Raw genomic sequence first — 16,957 nt, 5'->3', positions numbered from 1 at the left:
CCACTGCCTGTTGCCGGTGACACGCACCAACCCGGCCGGATGTCACAGGTGGCACAGCCCGCAAACGTCGCCCTTCAGGGCGCCAAACGCGGTATCGTTCGGGTAATGTGCCTGCCCAGGCGTGGGTTGTCCACCCCTTGAGCAGCATGGCACGGGCCTTGCCAGCCCGGTCCATGCTGGATTTTCAGTGGGCGAGATCGAGTGCGAAGCGGGTAGGTGCACCCAGCGCCTGCCCCAGACGCTCCAGCCCACGACGGACACTTTCGCCTTTAACCGCAACCCGTGCCGAGGTGAGCGTCAGCACCAGCTCACCATCCTGCCAGGCGAGTGCTGTACCTTCGAGCAAGGATTCCGCCCCGCCCGAGAGCGAATATGCCAGACGCAAGGCCAGCCCAAGCGCCACGGCCTCGTTCCATTGCCCTTCGCTCAGCAGTTGGCGCGAGGTCGAAAGGAAAGGCATGTTTACGTCCGCCGCGTAGCGCATGGCCAACGCCAACGCCAGCCATGCACGCGACAGATGATCGAACCCAGCCCCCTGTAAGCGTAGCACTCGCCAGTATGTCTGCTCCGCCCGGTATTCGGGATGGTCGTGACTGCCGATATCCGACAGGTAGCAGGCAATATGGCGCAGGCGGCAGGTTGTCTCGCTTTCCTCTGGCAGCACACCCTGTGTCCAGTTCAACAGCACAGAAGGCAGGGTATTGCTGCGCCCGAAGCGCTCGCACATCGTGCGGGCCACGACTTCCATCGGGTCCTGTGCCAGCAGTTCCGAGGCGACATTGAGCATGTACCAGCCCTCGCGCAGCCCATCGACGCAGAACACCACCTTTTCAGGCATGACCTTGCGCATGAGCCGCCGCAGAACTGTTGCGGCAAAGGGAATATCATCCAGCCGCTTACGGGGCGCACCGGGCAGACGTTCAAGACTGCGACGGGAGCTGTTTTGCAGCCAGCCAGTCATTTCGCGGGCTTCCTGCGTATCCAGCGCGTAATAATGCACGATGTTGAGCGGATACTGCGTGCGCGCAATATGCAGCCGCGCCAGCGCACGAAAAGCGCCCCCGACAAGATAGAGCGTGCCGCCCTGTCGGCCAGACAGCCATTTGACACCATCAATATCGGTATCGGCCAGCTGGCGGGCTTTTTCGAGATCACCTCCGGCTCTGTCCGCCAGCCGGATCATACCCAGCGGCAGGGTTGTGGCATGGTGGCGACCGTCAGCCGTAAGGTTGATCAGCTCAAGAGAGCCACCGCCCACATCCGCCACCAGACCGGAGGCACCCGGAATACCGCACATGACCCCGATAGCGGAGTGATCGGCCTCTTCCTCGCCCGACAGAATCCTGATGGATACACCGGGCATGCTGTTGCGCAGCATTTCGACAAAAGCCGGGCCATTCGAGGCATCACGCACCGCAGCCGTGGCCAGAATTTCAAACGGATCAGCCTGCATGGCGCGGGCAATGGCGTAAAACCGGCTGACAACGCCCTGCGCCATGGCAACGCCATCTTCATTCAGCCGCCCTGTTTCCGTCAGGCCACGACCAAGGCGCAACACGGCTTTTTCGTTGAAAATCGGCATCGGATTACGCGATGCCCCTTCAAACACGACAAGCCGGACCGAATTGGACCCAAGGTCCACAACCGCTGAGCGACGCTGCATAAAGTCTCCCCTCACCCGAAGCGGCATGACAGAAAAGCACCCCGTGCGGCAAGCCCCAACCGCACGGGATATGTACCCCAACCCCGCATCGGATCAGACATCAATCAGCAGTTCCTGCCCCGGCGGCAGGCCCGCAGGCGGGTGCAGCGGCCGTTCATGAGCTGCCGAACCCCGGCCCGAAAGCGAAGGATGCGTCATAAACCAGTCATGCGCCGAAAACGGCCGGTTGCCCGGCGTCAGGCGCCGCCACACACCGTTCTGCTCCAGTATCCACGACTGAAGATTATCGCGGAGATTGGCCATCATGATCTGGTCAAGCACCTGTGCATGCACAGTGGCGTTGGTAATGGGCACCATGCTTTCCACCCGCCAGTCCATGTTGCGGGTCATCCAGTCAGCAGAGGAAATATATACCCGCGCTTGACGCGACGGCAGGCGGTGGCCGTTACCGAACACGAACACCCGCGCATGCTCCAGAAAACGCCCCACCACCGATTTGATGCGGATGGTCTCTGACAGCCCCGGAACGCCGGGCCGCAGGCAGCAGATGCCGCGTATGACCCCCACAATCTTCACCCCCGCGCGGGAGGCACGGTACAGGCAGTCGATCAGTTCGGGGTCAACCAGCGCATTCATTTTCAGCCAGATCGTGCCGGGACGGCCCGCACGCACATGCTCGATCTCATCCTCGATCAACTGCATCAGCGTCTTGCGGATAGTCATGGGGGCGAATGACAGCTCTTCCATCTGCGCGGGCATGGCGTAGCCGGTCACGTAATTGAACAGCCGGGCAGAATCCCGAGCAAAGGCCGGATTGCAGGTAAAAAAGGACAGGTCGGTATAAATACGCGCGGTAATGGGGTGATAATTCCCCGTGCCAAAATGGGCATAGGAGCGCACCTGCGCCCCTTCGCGCCGCACCACCAGGCTGAGCTTGGCGTGAGTCTTGAGTTCGGCAAAACCGAACACGACCTGCACGCCCGCCGCCTCAAGCGCACGGGCAAGGCGGATATTCGCCTCCTCATCAAAACGCGCCCGCAGTTCCACCATGGCGGTAACGGATTTGCCCGCCTCGGCCGCCTCGATCAGCGCCTTGACGATGGGGGAATCCCGCGAGGTGCGATAAAGCGTCTGCTTGATGGCAATCACGTTGGGATCGAGTGCTGCCTGCCGCAGGAACTGCACCACCACATCGAAACTCTCGAACGGATGGTGCACCAGCAGATCCTTGGCGCGAATGGCGGCAAAACAGTCACCATTGAAATCAATGATACGCTCGGGAAAGCGCGGCGTATAAGGTGCAAACAACAGGTCGGGCCTGTCATCCACAATCATCTGCCGCAGATCGACAACGCCGATCATGCCCGAATGCACGGCAATTTCCTCGGCGGGCAGATCAAGGTCGGAGGCAATGGCCGCCGCCAACTCGGCGGGCATGCGCTTTTCCATGTCGAGATGGATCACAACCCCCCGACGCCGCTGCTTGAGCGCGGTTTCGTAGGAACGCACCAGATCCTCGGCTTCGTCCTCGAACTCCACATCCGTATCCCGCACAACGCGCAGCACACCGCTCTCGCCCACGCTCAGCCCGGCAAACAGCCGGTCTATGAACAGGGTGATCAGGTCTTCCAGCCGGATAAAGCGGATGGCAGGCGCTTCGCCCGCTGGCTGCACGGTAGAGACCGGCAGGCGGATAAAGCGCTCTATCTGGGCAGGCAGCAGGATAAGGGCGTTCATGGCGAACAGGCCCGTTTCCGCGTACAGTAGCCGCAGACCCAGCGCCAAACCCATATTGGGGATGAAAGGCAGAGGGTGTGCGGGATCAACCGCCAGCGGTGTCAGAACCGGAAAAACCCGGTCGGTGAAGGTTTTTTCCAGCCATTCGCGATCTGCTTCGCTCAGATCCGCCGTCTCGCACAGGGTCACCCCGGCCCCGGCCAGAAGCTGGCGTAGCTCTGTCCATATTCTCTGCTGTTCGCGCAGCAGGCGCGCTGTGCGTTCGCGCACGGCCTCAAGCTGCTGGGCGGGTGTGCGGCCATCGGGCGAGGTCGCTGTCAGCCCTTCGCGCAGTTGCCCCACCAGCCCCGCCACGCGAACGGAATAAAACTCATCAAGATTGCTGGCGCTGATGGACAGAAAGCGCAGGCGCTCCAGCAGCGGGTTGCGGGCATTGTCAGCCTCATCCACCACGCGCTGGTTGAAGTCCAGCCAGGACAGTTCGCGGTTGATGAACCGCTCGGGCGAATCCATGTCGATATGCCGCTCTGCCGTCTTACGGCTGCGCGTGGCGGGCACGCGGGGTGTTTTTTCCCCCTCGGCCGTCGCCGCCTGTGCGGCCGCACTGCGCCGCGTTGTAGCCCCACGCGCCGTAGCACGGGCAGGACTGCGGCTTTTGGTCGAAGTCTTGGAAGGCGTGGCCCTGACGCTCCGTTGCGGCTTTTCGTCCTGCGTCGTCATTTAAGCTCTTCTCCCTTCCTTCTGCCGCATGGGCGGGCTTGGTGGCGCATAGCGCCCCGACCCGTCCTGCCAGCATGCTCAACATCTACCTGCGAAGCATAACGCAATCGCGCAGGGGCGGGGAAGTTCACCAGATCGGCATAAAGCTGTAATGTCATGAAACTGCAATTAATGCCCACGCGTCAGACTTACGGCTTACTCGCCCCCTTCTTCCTCCCGGTGCAGCAGCTTTTCCAGTGCAGCGGCGGCCAGTGCGCGGGTAATCCGCCCCCCTGAAACCATCACCGCCTCATCAAGCAGGGCCACATAGTCGCGCACGGCGCTGGCCCGTCTGGGCAGGCGGCGGAGCAGCCAGTCCGTTACCTGCGGCCCCATGACAAGCTGGCGCTCGGCCACAAGCCGCAAAAGCAGGCGGTGCAGCAGGTCTTCCTCCGCCTCGCCCATAGGCACCGAGGCCGTGGCACGTAGGCGGCTCAGCAGGTCAGGCAGCAGAAACGGCCAGCGCGATGGCGGTTGCCGCGCCACCATCAGCAGCGACATGCGCCGCTCACGCGCCAGATTGACAAGGTGGAGCAGATCCTGCTCACGGGTAATGGCATCGGCATTATCCAGTGCCACGGCCCGGAACCCACCATCGTGGAAAAGATCCACCACGGCGGCTTCATTCAGCCGCGCCCCCTGCATGACCGGTGCGCCATAGCGCCCCGCCCAGACCGACAGCAGATGCGTCTTGCCCGTGCCACCCGCCCCCCAAAGGGCCATGCGCCCCTCCGGCCAACGGGTAACGGCCTCCGTATCCAGCACCCAGGCCCGCGCCGCAGCATTGGAGGGAGCCGCCACAAAATCCGTTCGACCGAATCGGGGGCGGTGGGCAAACGGCAGGGCAAACTGCCCGCCAGATGTGCTCTCAGCCCCTAATTCCGCATCATTCGGGGCGGGTAAGGCCCTGTTTGTTTCATCAATCGGTGTCATGCCGCTTTGCGCGCCGCGTCTCCTGCCGTAAAGACTGTTCGCGGGAATCCTAACTCACCACGGTTCCAACATCGACCCCATATTCATTCAGACCAAGAGCGTAACCGTCATGACGTCTTCTCCTCGCCCCCCTTCCTCCGGACTTACCTACCGTGATTCCGGCGTGGACATTGAAGCAGGCGAAGCGCTTGTGGACGCCATCCGCCCTGCGGCCAAGGCCACGGATCGGCCCGGCACCATGGGAGGGCTGGGCGGTTTCGGCGCGCTGTTCGACCTCAAGGCCGCAGGCTTTCAGGACCCGGTGCTGGTGTCATGCACGGATGGTGTCGGCACCAAGCTGACCCTCGCCATCGATAACGACCTGCATGAAACGGTCGGGATCGACCTCGTCGCCATGTGCGTGAACGATCTGATCGTGCAGGGGGCTGAGCCGCTCTTCTTCCTCGACTACTTCGCTACGGGGCGCCTGTCCGTCGCCAGCGCAGCCAAGGTGGTCAAAGGCATTGCACAGGGCTGCGCACTGTCGGGCTGTGCGCTCGTCGGTGGTGAAACCGCCGAAATGCCGGGCATGTATGCCGATGGCCATTACGATCTGGCCGGTTTCTCCGTTGGTGCGGCGGAGCGTGGCGCTCTGCTGCCCACAGCCATTGCCGCAGGCGATACGCTCATCGCCCTGTCCTCCTCCGGTGTGCATTCCAACGGCTTCTCGCTGGTGCGCCGGATCGTGACGGACGCACATCTTGCCTGGACTGACCCCGCAGCCTTCGCGCCCGGCCAGACACTGGGCGAGGCATTCCTTGAACCCACGCGTCTGTACGTCAAACAGGTTCTGGCCCTGCACCGCGCTGGCCTGCTGCATGGCGCGGCCCATATCACTGGCGGTGGCCTGCCGGGCAACCTGCCCCGCGTCCTGCCCGATGGCCTGAACGCCGTCATTGATCAGGAATGGCCCATTCCGCCCGTGTTCCGCTGGCTGGCCCGCACCGGCAACGTGCAGGGCGATGAAATGCTGCGCGTGTTCAACTGTGGTGTGGGCATGGTGCTGATCACCCCCGAGCCGGAAAAGGTGCTCGAAATCCTGCGCGAAATGGGGGAAACCCCGAGCGTGATCGGCCATGTCGCAGCCGCGGCGGACCCGGCCGCCAAGCCCGACCTGATCATGCAGGCCACCCCGGATTTCCGCGCGGCATGACCACGGCGAAACTCCCTGTCGCCATTCTGCTCAGCGGCCGGGGCAGCAATGCCACGGCCCTGATACAAGCGGCGCAGGACCCGGACTTTCCAGCCCGGATCTGCCTTGTGCTGAGCAACAACCCCGATGCGCCGGGCCTGGACATGGCCCGCGCGGCAGGGCTGGCGGTCAAGGCTGTGGATCACCGTCCTTTCGGGCGCGACCGCGAGGCGCATGAGCGTGTCGTGCACGATGCCCTGCTTGAAGCAGGGGCGCAGACTGTGTGCCTTGCAGGCTATATGCGCCTGCTTACCCCGTATCTGACCCATTGCTGGGCAGGGCGTATGCTCAACATCCACCCCAGCCTGCTGCCCTCCTTTGCGGGGCTGCACACGCATGAACGCGCCTTGCAGGCCGGTATCCGCATTCATGGCTGTACGGTGCATATCGTGACCGAAGGCATGGATGAAGGCCCAGTGCTGGGTCAGGCCGCCGTGCCCGTGCTACAGGACGATACCGCCGACACACTGGCCGCGCGCGTCCTGGAGCAGGAACACGCCCTTTACCCGCGGGTTCTGCGTCATTTCCTGACGGGCGCCATACCCGCCCCCACCGGCGTGCACGCCCTTGTTGTGGGCTGACCACCGCCCGCTCCTATGCGGCGGCCCTGCCGCATTTCACCCCCCGTTCTGCCGCGCGCTTTTGCATGGGCGCGCCCCGCTTACAGCCACGGTTTGAGTTTCCATGACATCCTCCCCCCGCCCCACACGCTCCCGTCCACGGGGCAAACGCCCCATGCCCACCCCGGCGGCAGACCCCACGCGCGATGTCGCTTTCGATATCCTGTGCGGCGTGGTGGAGCATCGCCGCATGCTCGAAACCAGTCTGGCACGCTCGGCACAGACCCATGAAGCCGAACCGCGCGACCGTGCAGCGGCACACCGTCTGGCCGCCGCGACCCTGCGCCATATGGGCACATTGCGCGCCGTGCTGGAGCCGTTCCTGCGTAAGGAACCACCCGAGCCTGTCCGCGCCGCACTCATGCTGGGGGCTGCCCAGCTCCTGTTCCTTGAAACGCCCCCCCATGCTGCCGTAGGCACCACGGTTGATCTGCTCCGCAGGCGTGGGCTTGCCCCTTTTGCCGGGCTGGCCAATGCCGTGCTGCGCAAGATTGCGACCAATGGGGCCACCGTGCTGGACGGCCTTGATCAACCCCGGCTCGATATTCCCGCATGGCTGTGGAGTGCATGGTCGGGTCTGGGCGCGGGTGTACCGCGCGCCATTGCACGGGGCATCAGCACCGAAGCCCCGCTGGACATCACCCTGCGCCCCGGTGCGACACCGCCTGAAGGCGGCGTGCTGCTCCCCAATGGCTCATGGCGCTTTCCCGCTGGCACCCGCGTAGTTGATCTGGCCGGGTACGAACAGGGCGCTTTCTGGGTGCAGGATGCTGCTGCCACCCTGCCCGCCCGCCTGCTGGCCGTGCGTGAGGGCGAACAGGTGGCAGACCTGTGCGCAGCCCCCGGCGGCAAAACCGCACAGCTTGCCGTAACAGGCGCGCAGGTAACCGCCGTTGAAAACAACCCCGCGCGCATGGCACGCCTGCAGGAAAACATGGAACGGCTGGGGCTGGCCGTACACATCGTGCAGGCCGATGCCTGCGCATGGCGCCCCGATGCCCCGCTGGACGCCATTCTGCTCGATGCCCCCTGCTCGGCCACTGGCACGGCGCGGCGGCACCCCGATGTGCTATGGGTTAAACGCCCGCGAGACCTCACCGCCCTGACGGCCGCACAGGATCGCCTGCTGGCCGCAGCACGTGACATGCTGCGCCCCGGTGGCCGACTGGTTTACGCCGTCTGCTCCTTGCAGGAAGAAGAAGGCCCAGCCCGCGCCCGCGCCGCACAGGCAATGGGGCTGGTACCAGACCCTTTCACCCCGGATGAACTGGCCATGCTACCCGAAGCCCTGACCCCCGAAGGCTGGTTGCGCACGCATCCGGGACTTTGGCCGGAACTGGGTGGCATGGACGGCTTTTTTGCCGCCCGGTTCACGCGCCCGGCCTAAAGTCACACACCCCGCCCCTATACCCTGCGCCACCCTGTAGGATTACGGAACGATATAAACCATGACACCTGCGCCCCGCCCCCTGATTGCCCCCAGCCTGCTGGCGGCTGACTTTACCCGCCTGGGTGAAGAAACACGCGCCGTGGCAGCCGCCGGGGCCGACTGGCTGCATCTTGATGTCATGGACGGGCATTTCGTGCCGAATATTTCCTTCGGCCCGGCGGTGGTTAAAGCCCTGCGCCCCTGCACGGACATCCCTTTCGATGTGCATCTGATGATCGCACCGGTTGATCCGTATCTGGAAGCCTTTGCACAGGCCGGGGCCGACCAGATCCTGATCCATATCGAGGCGGGGCCGCATACGCACCGCTCGCTCCAGCGCATACGCGCCCTTGGTGCGAAACCCGGCATTGTGCTGTGCCCGGCCACCCCCGCCAGCGCCATTGCCGAGGTGATGGATCTGGTGGATGTCATTCTGGTCATGACCGTAAACCCCGGCTTTGGTGGCCAGAAATTTCTGGCCAGCCAGTTGCCCAAAATCACGCAGTTGCGCGACATGATTACGCAAAGCGGACGCGCCATCCATCTGGCCGTCGATGGAGGCATAGACCCCGGCACAGCCCCGCTGGCCATACAGGCCGGAGCCGATGTGCTGATCGCAGGCAGCGCCGTTTACGGCAAGCCGGATTACACCGCTGCCATTTCAGCACTCAAAGGCGTGTAAAATCCCTGTCATAATCCGGGCTAGCCAAAACGGCTTACTGCATTGTAATCTTTGACCGGGCCCGACTGAAATGGCTCGCCCGGACGAGCCGCACCCCGCCGCCCGCCTTCAGGAGTGCTGATCCGCCCATGTCGCTGCGCCGATGGACACAAGGAACACGCCTTTCCTACGCGCTGCGCAACCCCCGCAGCGGGTTCGGGCGTGTGCCCGATGCGCCCGCCATGATGCTGCGTGACCTGTGGCCTGGCGATGCTCTTGCAGGAGAAAGGCTGGTTCGCAACCAGACCAGCCATGACGGCATTTCCCGTCAGCTTCAACCCGGCCAGTGGGATGCGCCAGACTGGTCGCAGGCTTATTGCCGCTGGCTACAGGGCTTTACATGGCTGCGAGACCTGCGCGAACTGGGGGCTGAATCCGCACGTATCCGCGCACGCACGCTGGTTTCGCACTGGATGCGTATCCCCCCGATGGAGCGCCCCCTGTCAGACCCCGCCATAACCGGCATGCGTCTGGCATCATGGCTTGGCTGTTATGAGTTTTTCGCCGCCAGTGCGGATGACAGGTTCCGCCAGAACCTGATGACGGCCCTGATCATGGAAGCCCGCTCCATCGCCGCCCTGATGCCCGAAGCCCTGTCAGACTGGCGCGCTTTGTCCGCGCTCAAAGGTTTGCTGGCCGTGGGCGTGGTAATGCCGGATTACCCGGAGTTTCTCGAACGTTTCCTGCGCCTGCTGGATGGCGTGCTGGCCGGGCAGTTTCACCCTGATGGCAGCCATGTCAGCCGTAGCCCGGAGGTGCAGTTCCAGAGCGTGCGTGAACTGGCTGAAATGCTGTCTATTTTCCAGACAGCACGCCACCCCCAGCCCACTGCCCTGCTGGATGCCGCCAACCGCGCGGCCCCCGTGCTACGCGCCATGCGCCATGGCGATGGCCGTCTGGCGCTGTTTAATGGCAGTCTGGAGCGCGACGCCAACTTTATGGAACTCGTGCTCAACCGCGCATGCCGCACCCGCGTTGTGGCCGCCAGTGTGTACGATAGCGGCTTTACCCGCATGACCAGCGGGCGCGCGATGCTGCTGGCCGACAGCGCCGCCCCACCGCCCCAGTCTGAAACCGCGCATGCGGGTATGCTGTCGTTTGAGTTTTCTTCCGGCAAGCAGCGACTGATCGTCAATTGTGGCTCCAGCACCCGTGCGGGCTGGGAGCTGGCCCTGCGTTACCCGGCGGCTCACTCCGTGCTGGAAGCACCGGGCCTGAAACCGCTGACATTCGAGCGCGATGGCACGCTCAGCCATCTGCCACAGGTCAACCGCACACATGTTACGCATGAAGGCGCACACTGGCTTGATATGTCGCATGATGGTTATGCCCATCAGGGCGGCGGGGTTTACAGCCGCAAGCTCTATCTGGGGCGCGAAGGCCACACCCTGCGGGGCGAGGAACATTTTGGCCCCTGCGAAAAACCAACCCCAAGCCTGATCCGCTTTCATCTCCATCCTTCTGTCACGCTGGAAGAAACGCCGGAGGGGCTGCACCTGAACACGGCAGAAGAAGTCTGGCTATTCCAGTCCGATGCCGAGATCACGGTGGAAGAAAGTGTCTATCTGGGCCGGGGCGCGCCAGAGCCGTCACGCCAGATCGTACTCACCGCCCGCACGCGGCCTGCTGCGACAGAAACGACACCCCCAACTGCTGATAACGATAGCGATAGCACCGAAGGGACAGTCGCCCCTGCCCCCCTGCCGGACACCCCGGACGAGGCCTATGGGCAGGCACCCAGCGCAACCCTGACAGAGAATGCTGATCTGGCGACCGCCCCCGTTGAAACAGCGGGTGAACAGCCCGAGCCAGCCAGCAAGGCGGAAGCACCTTCAACCGACATTCCCCAACGTCCGAAGCTGGCACATACGCCCGCAGCACCCGACGTCTCGACCACACAGCGGCTCATTCACTGGGGGCTGACGCTGATCGAAACCTGACGACAGGACGAAGGGAAGCCCCTTTCAGGAAGGGGTTTTGGCGTCCGTGGTGGTTTTGTTTGCTTTGGGTTTGACAAAATGGATGCTCAACCGCGAGGGCGATGCTGCCAGACGCCCACCTGAGCGGTTTTCTTGCAGGCGGATGCGCACGCCATCGTTGTTTTCCATCAGTGAACCTGACAGACCCTGCCCGATCGTGGCCTCGCCGGAAAGCGCCCAGTAGGTACCTTCAAAATCCTCAAGCCGTTGCAGGTTATAGACCTTGCCAACGCTATCACCCGAGGAAAAACCTATAGCCGCAGCCGAAGCCCCGCTAACCTCGAACGGATACTGTTTGCCGTCATAGATCAGAACACCTTTGCCCCAGGTGTAGCCCACCCCGAGATCGGCCGAATGCGAGATAAACTTTACCTCACCCGAAACAGGCCCCAGCACCTTCTCCGCCATGGCGGGCGCGATGGTCGCACTGCACAGGGCCACGGCCACAACGGAACGCAAGTATGCTGAACGCATTAGATTAAGCCCCCTGTCCTGCGCCGGATCTTACGATCACGGCTTTGACGCCCGCGCCATGCACAGTCTTTGCGGCATACGCCACCAGTTCGTACAAATAACGGAACAATCTTGTATTTTTATTTATCGGCCTGTCGAGCATGGCATAGCCGCCATGCCCTGCAAAGCCTTTTTCAGAAACAGCAGGCCCGACCACGTGACCAGAACCGGAGCACCGGCACACAAACTGCCGTTCAGCTATTCCAGACAGGCTCTTTCAGTTTTCCAACAAAGGCTTCGTGCAAGGCCAGTTCTTCGGGAGTGGGACAAATACGGATGCTCCGCCGTTCCACAGGGGCCGCATACTGCACGCTCGGAGCCTCGCCACCGCTGGCGGTCAGGCCAAGCCCATGCTGCCGCCCCCCCATAAGCTCGACATACACCTCAGCCAGCAGCTTGCAGTCCAGCAGGGCGTTATGGGTCGTTCGGGCAGACAGATCGACGCCAAAACGGCGACACAGCGCATCAAGGCTGTTGGGCATGCCCGGAAAGCGCTCGCGCGCCATATCCAGCGTATCGACCATGCGGGCCATGTCCAGCGGCGGAAGGCCCGCGCGCTTGAGTTCCGCATTCAGAAACCCAAAGTCAAACCGTGCATTATGGGCAATGAGCGGGTCCTGGCCGATAAACTCTAAAAACTCCGCTGCCTTATCCGCGAACAGCGGCTTGCCGCGCAGATCGTCGATCGTAAAGCCATGCACGCGCGAGGCTTCCTCTGGCACGTCACGCTGCGGGTCGAGCAGAACATGGAAGGCCCGGCCTGTCGGCAGGTCACCCACCAGTTCCAGCGCTGCAATTTCTATCACGCGGTCGCCCGTGGCCGGGTCCAGCCCGGTGGTTTCCGTATCGAACAGCACTGAACGCTTCATACGCGCAACATCCTGATAAAACGGCGCACCTGACGCCGTGTTTCCTTCATGGAGCGGCCCGTGCGTAGCACCGTATCGGCACCACGCACCCGCAGGGCATCGGGGGTCTGGCGCGCCATCAGCGCCCGTGCCTCGGCCTGTTTCATGCCCCGCCGTGCCGCCACCCTACGGGCTTGCACCCAGCGCGGCGCGGACACCACCAATACATGGTCACACTGACGCTGCATGCCAGTCTCGAACAGTAGCGGAATATCCAGCACTACCCACGCAGCCCCCCGCGCCCGCCAGAACGCCAGAAACCGCGCCCGCGCCCGACGCACATAAGGGTGAATGAGCGCCTCAAGCCGGGGCAGCAGGGCGGGCTGCGCCATAACCGCCCGCCGCAGGGCTGCACGATCAAGCATACCGTTGCTGACAGCCCCCGGCACCGCGGCCTGTATGCCGTCCAGCACCGGCCCCGGCGTTGATTGCAGGCGGCGCACTTCGGCATCGGCATCGAACACCGGCAACCCTGCCTTACACAGCAGGGCGGCAACCGTGCTTTTACCCATACCCATGCCGCCGGTCAGCCCGAGAACTTTCATGCGCGCCACACGACAGCCCTCCGCTCAGCCGGAGAAACCCGCCAGCACATAGGCTTCGGTCTGGGCATCCACCTGTGGTTCAACCCCGAACCATGCCTGAAAACCGAGCCGCGCCTGATGCAGCAGCATGCCCAGCCCGCCCACGGTACGCAGGCCGCGCCGCTGTGCTTCGGCCATAAGCGGCGTTACCTGCGGCACATACACAATATCAGCAACCACCAGCCCGGCTGAAGCCTGCTGCAACGAGGGGCAGAAACCGGGTTCCGGCCCACCGTCCATACCCAGCGAGGTAGTGTTGACCAGCAGCGCGTAGTCACCCAGCGTGCTTTCCCACTCCTCCCACGGGCAGACAGACAGGCCCGGCAGGCTGGCGGCCAGTTCATCCGCCCGTGCGCGGGTGCGATTGGTCAGGCACACCTGCATACCCGCCGCCGCCAGAGAAACCGCAACAGAGCGCGCGGCCCCACCCGCCCCTAGCAGCAGCACGCGCCCAGCGGCCGCACCCTGTCCGGCACCGGGCAGGTCAAACCCGGCGGCGCGCAGGCTGGCGACAAAGCCATCACCATCGGTGGACAGACCACGGATTGTGCCATCATCCTGAAAAACCAGCGTATTGACCGACCCCGTGGCGCGGGCGGAGTCGTCCAGCACATCAGCCAGCCGGAACGCGGCCTCCTTATGCGGGATGGTGACATTCGCCCCCCGGAAGCCCGCTGCCTGAAGCCCCCGCACCGCAGCCTCGAACCCTTCGGGGCGTACGGGCAGCGGCACATAGGCGCCATCCACCTCATAACGGCGCAGCCAGTAATTATGCAGAAGCGGCGAGCGCGAATGGCCGACCGGCCAGCCCAGCACCCCGGCCAGACGCGCCTTGCCGGTAATGCGCTGCGCGGGCAGAGCCTGCGGATCGGTGGCGGCAGTCATGAGGCATCTCCGTAGCGTTCGCAAAAAATCCGCCATGCGGCAGGCAGCAGCCGCGCAAGGCGTGCCGCCCACTCCGCCTGCCCGATGGTGGAGGCAATCAGGTCCTGCCGGATTTCGATCTCGATATAAGGCAGGCCACGCCGTTCCGCGTGTTCGGGCACAGTGTAGTCGGATGTATCGGTCAGGGCATAAGGCTCATTATCCCCCACGCACAGGCCTTCATCGCGCAGCAGGTCGAGCATGATCCTCGCCAGCCGGGAGTCCCGATTATGCAGGATACCCGCATGCCACGGTCGGGCATAACCGCGCATGACGGGGGTAAAGCTGTGCAGCGCAATCAGGCAGGTGGGCTGAGCACGGGCCGCACGGGCGTCGAGTTCCGCCCGGATACGCGCATGATAGGGGTGCAGGATGGTCTGTTCACGCCAGCCGCTCTGTGTTTCGCACAGGCTCTGGTTGCCCGGCACCGCTGTGCCGTCACTCTCACGCACGATAGAGGTCGGGTGCCCCGGTGCGCGGTTGCAATCGATCACCAACCGGGAAAACACCTGCTCGATCAGCACCGCAGGCAGCGCCTCGGCCAGACCGCGTCCTACGCCGTCTATCCCGATATCCCACCCGATATGCCGCGCGCGTTCCGTAGCTGAAACACCCAGATCACCCAACGTGTCGGGAATGGCCTGCCCCGCATGGTCACTGACCAGCAGAAAAGGCCCCCCTCCGTCACGCCCGTATACGCTAAAGCTTTCCACGCTCAGGCCTGTCCCGTTTTCAGCGTTGGGTTACGACAACAATCGCCGCGAGCGGCGCTGTGGCCCGCACGGTGCCAGCATCCTCGCCACCCAGTCCTTCGGCATCCAGCCCGCTGCCATCAAGCGCGTAAACCAGATAGGCCTGATCCGCGCCATCGAGCGAGTCCTCGCTGCCTTCTTCATACTGGCGGGCGGCGGCATAATCCGGGCCTCGCATTTTTTCTTCCATCCGGCGCACGGCCTCAATGGGGCTGGCCGCGCGGATAACCTCAAGCAGCACATTCGTGCCGGGGTCGATTACGCCAAGGGTCTGAAGGGTTGCGCCTGCTGTCATGGTTCCAGAACTCCATTCGGTTTGACACGCTACCGTTTAAGCAGAGAAACCCCGCCCGGCACAGCCCCTCGCGCATGGGGGGGGCCGCATGCCTGCACCGCCGCGGCCATAAAACCACCACGAACACCGCCTGCTTCTGGCAGAATGCCACGCCGTGCCGTGCGCCCTGCCTGCGCACAACATCTGTGGCATTTGCGCAGCCCGCCCGCCCCCGGTAGGGTAAGAGGCTTTGCATTCGCACCGCGACGGTTGTAAGTCCGGGGCAGCTTGTGTCACGCGTTAAAGACGGATTTTGGCCAGAATGTCACTGAACAGCCCCCAGAGCGATACAACAACGAAGAGCGAAAGCGCCAATGTGCAGTGGGGTGGGCGGTTTGCCGGTGGCCCTTCGGACATCATGATGGCCATCAACGCCTCCATCGGTTTTGACAAGGCGCTGTGGCGGCAGGACATCCGTGGCTCGCTCGCCCACGCCGCCATGCTGGCCCATGTCGGGATCATCACCCCCGAGGACGAAGCCACCATCCGCGCGGGGCTGAACGAAATCGGGCAGGAAATCGAAGCAGGCCGGTTCGAGTTTTCCGAAGCCCTTGAAGACATTCACATGAATATCGAAGCCCGCCTGTCCGACCGGATTGGCGAGGCTGGCAAGCGCCTGCACACCGCGCGCTCGCGCAATGATCAGGTCGCGACCGACTTCCGCCTGTGGGTGCGTGACGCCATCGATGGGCTTGACCAGCAGGCGGCCTCGCTCATGCGCGCCCTTGCCCGCAGGGCCAGCGAACACGCAGCCGACCCCATGCCCGGCTTTACCCACCTGCAAACCGCCCAGCCCGTCACATTCGGCCACCACCTGATGGCTTATGTGGAAATGCTTGCGCGCGACCGGGGCCGTCTGGCCGATACACGCCGCCGCCTGAACGAATGCCCGCTGGGTTCGGCCGCACTGGCTGGCACGTCTTTTCCCATCGACCGCCGCATGACTGCCGAGGCTCTGGCGTTCGACCGGCCCACGGCCAATTCGCTCGATGCGGTTTCTGACCGGGATTTCGCGCTCGAATATCTTTCGGCCCTGTCCATCATGGCCATGCACCTCTCCCGCTTTGCGGAAGAGATCGTTATCTGGTGCTCCTCGCCCTTCTCGTTCATCCGCCTGTCGGACGCCTTCACCACCGGCTCGTCCATCATGCCACAGAAGCGTAACCCCGATGCCGCCGAGCTGGTGCGCGCCAAGACAGGCCGTATCACCGGCAGCCTTGTCGGGCTGCTGACGGTCATGAAAGGTCTGCCGCTGGCCTATGCCAAGGACATGCAGGAAGACAAGGAGCCCGTTTTTGCCGCCACGGACGCCGCCGCCCTGTCGCTTGCAGCATGCGATGGCATGGTGCGTGACATGACCGCCAACACCACGCAGATGCGCGCTCTGGCAGGCTCGGGTTATTCCACCGCCACCGATATTGCAGACTGGCTGGTGCGGGTGCTGCGCGTGCCTTTCCGCACAGCCCATCATGTAACCGGGCGTCTGGTGGCCAAGGCCGAAGAAAAAGGGATCGGTCTGGCCGAACTCAGCCTTGCGGACATGCAGGCCGAGGAACCCGGCATTACCGATGACATCTACACCGTTCTGAGTGTCGATGCCTCAATTGCCTCGCGCACCAGCGAAGGCGGCACGGCGGGCGACAACGTGCGCGCGCAGGCTGCTCGCTGGCTTGCGACACTGGGTGAAACCTCCACGCAGGACAGCCGCCCATGACCCTGCGTCTGCTCATTGGCCTTGCCCTGAGCACGGCCCTGTTCCTGCCTCTGGCCGCCTGCGGCAAAAAAGGCCCGCCCCACCAGCCCGGCCCTGCGGACAAAATCACCTATCCGCGCGTCTATCCCGCGCCCGATTAAACCGGGCGCGCACACC

The 16,957-nt window shown here is 63.6% G+C and carries 16 protein-coding genes; 7 read left to right on the top strand and 9 right to left on the bottom strand.

Going from position 1 to position 16,957, the window contains the following annotated elements; genetic code table 11:
- Window positions 1–184 precede the first annotated feature (184 nt).
- The 3 genes from J2D75_RS01485 to J2D75_RS01475 form a co-directional block, all read right to left on the bottom strand.
- Window positions 185–1,663: a Ppx/GppA family phosphatase gene (locus J2D75_RS01485; RefSeq protein ID WP_207852051.1), complete on the bottom strand. Its 1,479-nt coding sequence runs from the start codon at window positions 1,661–1,663 to the stop codon at window positions 185–187.
- Window positions 1,664–1,756: 93 nt separating this feature from the next.
- A complete protein-coding gene (locus J2D75_RS01480; RefSeq protein WP_207852050.1) occupies window positions 1,757–4,120 on the bottom strand; it encodes an RNA degradosome polyphosphate kinase in 2,364 nt (787 codons plus the stop codon).
- A gap of 195 nt (window positions 4,121–4,315) precedes the next feature.
- On the bottom strand, window positions 4,316–5,092 hold the full coding sequence (locus J2D75_RS01475; protein WP_207852048.1) for a P-loop NTPase family protein: 777 nt from the start codon (window positions 5,090–5,092) through the stop codon (window positions 4,316–4,318).
- 109 nt (window positions 5,093–5,201) lie between these two features.
- Between J2D75_RS01475 and purM the strand changes: the two genes are divergently transcribed.
- The 5 genes from purM to J2D75_RS01450 all read left to right on the top strand — a co-directional run bounded on the left by purM (window position 5,202) and on the right by J2D75_RS01450 (window position 11,033).
- On the top strand, window positions 5,202–6,284 hold the full coding sequence (purM, locus tag J2D75_RS01470; RefSeq protein ID WP_207852046.1) for a phosphoribosylformylglycinamidine cyclo-ligase: 1,083 nt from the start codon (window positions 5,202–5,204) through the stop codon (window positions 6,282–6,284).
- Window positions 6,281–6,904 (top strand): phosphoribosylglycinamide formyltransferase, encoded by a 624-nt coding sequence (gene purN, locus J2D75_RS01465; protein WP_207852044.1) that lies wholly within the window; start codon window positions 6,281–6,283, stop codon window positions 6,902–6,904. The genes purM and purN overlap by 4 nt, the downstream gene beginning before the upstream one ends.
- Before the next feature lie 103 nt (window positions 6,905–7,007).
- Window positions 7,008–8,330 carry an RsmB/NOP family class I SAM-dependent RNA methyltransferase gene (locus J2D75_RS01460; RefSeq protein ID WP_207852042.1) on the top strand — a complete coding sequence of 441 codons (1,323 nt, stop codon included), beginning with the start codon at window positions 7,008–7,010 and terminating at the stop codon, window positions 8,328–8,330.
- A gap of 61 nt (window positions 8,331–8,391) precedes the next feature.
- The gene (gene rpe, locus J2D75_RS01455; RefSeq protein ID WP_207852040.1) at window positions 8,392–9,054 is read left to right on the top strand and encodes a ribulose-phosphate 3-epimerase; all 663 of its coding nucleotides are present in this window, start codon (window positions 8,392–8,394) and stop codon (window positions 9,052–9,054) included.
- Window positions 9,055–9,182: 128 nt separating this feature from the next.
- Entirely contained in the window at window positions 9,183–11,033 is a 1,851-nt protein-coding gene (locus J2D75_RS01450; protein ID WP_207852038.1) for a heparinase II/III family protein, read from the top strand.
- Window positions 11,034–11,057: 24 nt separating this feature from the next.
- Here the strand turns inward: J2D75_RS01450 and J2D75_RS01445 are convergent, their stop codons facing one another.
- From J2D75_RS01445 to J2D75_RS01420, 6 genes are all read right to left on the bottom strand, one after another.
- A complete protein-coding gene (locus J2D75_RS01445) occupies window positions 11,058–11,546 on the bottom strand; it encodes a hypothetical protein (protein WP_207852036.1) in 489 nt (162 codons plus the stop codon).
- Window positions 11,547–11,779: 233 nt separating this feature from the next.
- Window positions 11,780–12,454, bottom strand: coding sequence for a DNA polymerase III subunit epsilon (gene dnaQ, locus J2D75_RS01440; protein WP_207852034.1), 675 nt, complete (start codon window positions 12,452–12,454; stop codon window positions 11,780–11,782).
- Complete coding sequence (coaE, locus tag J2D75_RS01435) at window positions 12,451–13,038, bottom strand: dephospho-CoA kinase (protein WP_207852803.1); 588 nt, start codon at window positions 13,036–13,038, stop codon at window positions 12,451–12,453. Before coaE ends, dnaQ begins: the two co-directional genes overlap by 4 nt.
- A gap of 24 nt (window positions 13,039–13,062) precedes the next feature.
- Complete coding sequence (locus tag J2D75_RS01430) at window positions 13,063–13,962, bottom strand: shikimate dehydrogenase (RefSeq protein WP_207852032.1); 900 nt, start codon at window positions 13,960–13,962, stop codon at window positions 13,063–13,065.
- On the bottom strand, window positions 13,959–14,720 hold the full coding sequence (locus J2D75_RS01425; protein ID WP_207852802.1) for an N-formylglutamate amidohydrolase: 762 nt from the start codon (window positions 14,718–14,720) through the stop codon (window positions 13,959–13,961). Before J2D75_RS01425 ends, J2D75_RS01430 begins: the two co-directional genes overlap by 4 nt.
- Before the next feature lie 13 nt (window positions 14,721–14,733).
- The gene (locus tag J2D75_RS01420; RefSeq protein WP_207852030.1) at window positions 14,734–15,048 is read right to left on the bottom strand and encodes a hypothetical protein; all 315 of its coding nucleotides are present in this window, start codon (window positions 15,046–15,048) and stop codon (window positions 14,734–14,736) included.
- 301 nt (window positions 15,049–15,349) lie between these two features.
- Here J2D75_RS01420 and argH point away from each other — a divergent pair, with 301 nt between their 5' ends.
- Window positions 15,350–16,801 carry an argininosuccinate lyase gene (gene argH, locus J2D75_RS01415; protein ID WP_207852028.1) on the top strand — a complete coding sequence of 484 codons (1,452 nt, stop codon included), beginning with the start codon at window positions 15,350–15,352 and terminating at the stop codon, window positions 16,799–16,801.
- Window positions 16,798–16,941: a hypothetical protein gene (locus tag J2D75_RS01410; RefSeq protein ID WP_207852026.1), complete on the top strand. Its 144-nt coding sequence runs from the start codon at window positions 16,798–16,800 to the stop codon at window positions 16,939–16,941. Before argH ends, J2D75_RS01410 begins: the two co-directional genes overlap by 4 nt.
- The last annotated feature ends 16 nt before the right edge of the window (window positions 16,942–16,957 follow it).

The sequence above is a fragment of the Acetobacter suratthaniensis genome (assembly GCF_017377745.1).
Taxonomy (GTDB): domain Bacteria; phylum Pseudomonadota; class Alphaproteobacteria; order Acetobacterales; family Acetobacteraceae; genus Acetobacter; species Acetobacter suratthaniensis.
The sequence above is the reverse complement of the archived record's forward strand: the minus strand, read 5'-3'. Positions and strand labels throughout refer to the sequence as shown.

Coding starts and splice junctions, on each gene's coding strand:
- purM (WP_207852046.1), top strand. CDS start 5,202: ATGACGTCTTCTCCTCGCCCCCCTTCCTCCGGACTTACCTACCGTGAT.
- J2D75_RS01420 (WP_207852030.1), bottom strand. CDS start 15,048: ATGACAGCAGGCGCAACCCTTCAGACCCTTGGCGTAATCGACCCCGGC.
- J2D75_RS01430 (WP_207852032.1), bottom strand. CDS start 13,962: ATGACTGCCGCCACCGATCCGCAGGCTCTGCCCGCGCAGCGCATTACC.
- rpe (WP_207852040.1), top strand. CDS start 8,392: ATGACACCTGCGCCCCGCCCCCTGATTGCCCCCAGCCTGCTGGCGGCT.
- J2D75_RS01485 (WP_207852051.1), bottom strand. CDS start 1,663: ATGCAGCGTCGCTCAGCGGTTGTGGACCTTGGGTCCAATTCGGTCCGG.
- J2D75_RS01445 (WP_207852036.1), bottom strand. CDS start 11,546: ATGCGTTCAGCATACTTGCGTTCCGTTGTGGCCGTGGCCCTGTGCAGT.
- argH (WP_207852028.1), top strand. CDS start 15,350: ATGTCACTGAACAGCCCCCAGAGCGATACAACAACGAAGAGCGAAAGC.
- J2D75_RS01475 (WP_207852048.1), bottom strand. CDS start 5,092: ATGACACCGATTGATGAAACAAACAGGGCCTTACCCGCCCCGAATGAT.
- purN (WP_207852044.1), top strand. CDS start 6,281: ATGACCACGGCGAAACTCCCTGTCGCCATTCTGCTCAGCGGCCGGGGC.
- J2D75_RS01410 (WP_207852026.1), top strand. CDS start 16,798: ATGACCCTGCGTCTGCTCATTGGCCTTGCCCTGAGCACGGCCCTGTTC.
- dnaQ (WP_207852034.1), bottom strand. CDS start 12,454: ATGAAGCGTTCAGTGCTGTTCGATACGGAAACCACCGGGCTGGACCCG.
- J2D75_RS01450 (WP_207852038.1), top strand. CDS start 9,183: ATGTCGCTGCGCCGATGGACACAAGGAACACGCCTTTCCTACGCGCTG.
- coaE (WP_207852803.1), bottom strand. CDS start 13,038: ATGAAAGTTCTCGGGCTGACCGGCGGCATGGGTATGGGTAAAAGCACG.
- J2D75_RS01480 (WP_207852050.1), bottom strand. CDS start 4,120: ATGACGACGCAGGACGAAAAGCCGCAACGGAGCGTCAGGGCCACGCCT.
- J2D75_RS01460 (WP_207852042.1), top strand. CDS start 7,008: ATGACATCCTCCCCCCGCCCCACACGCTCCCGTCCACGGGGCAAACGC.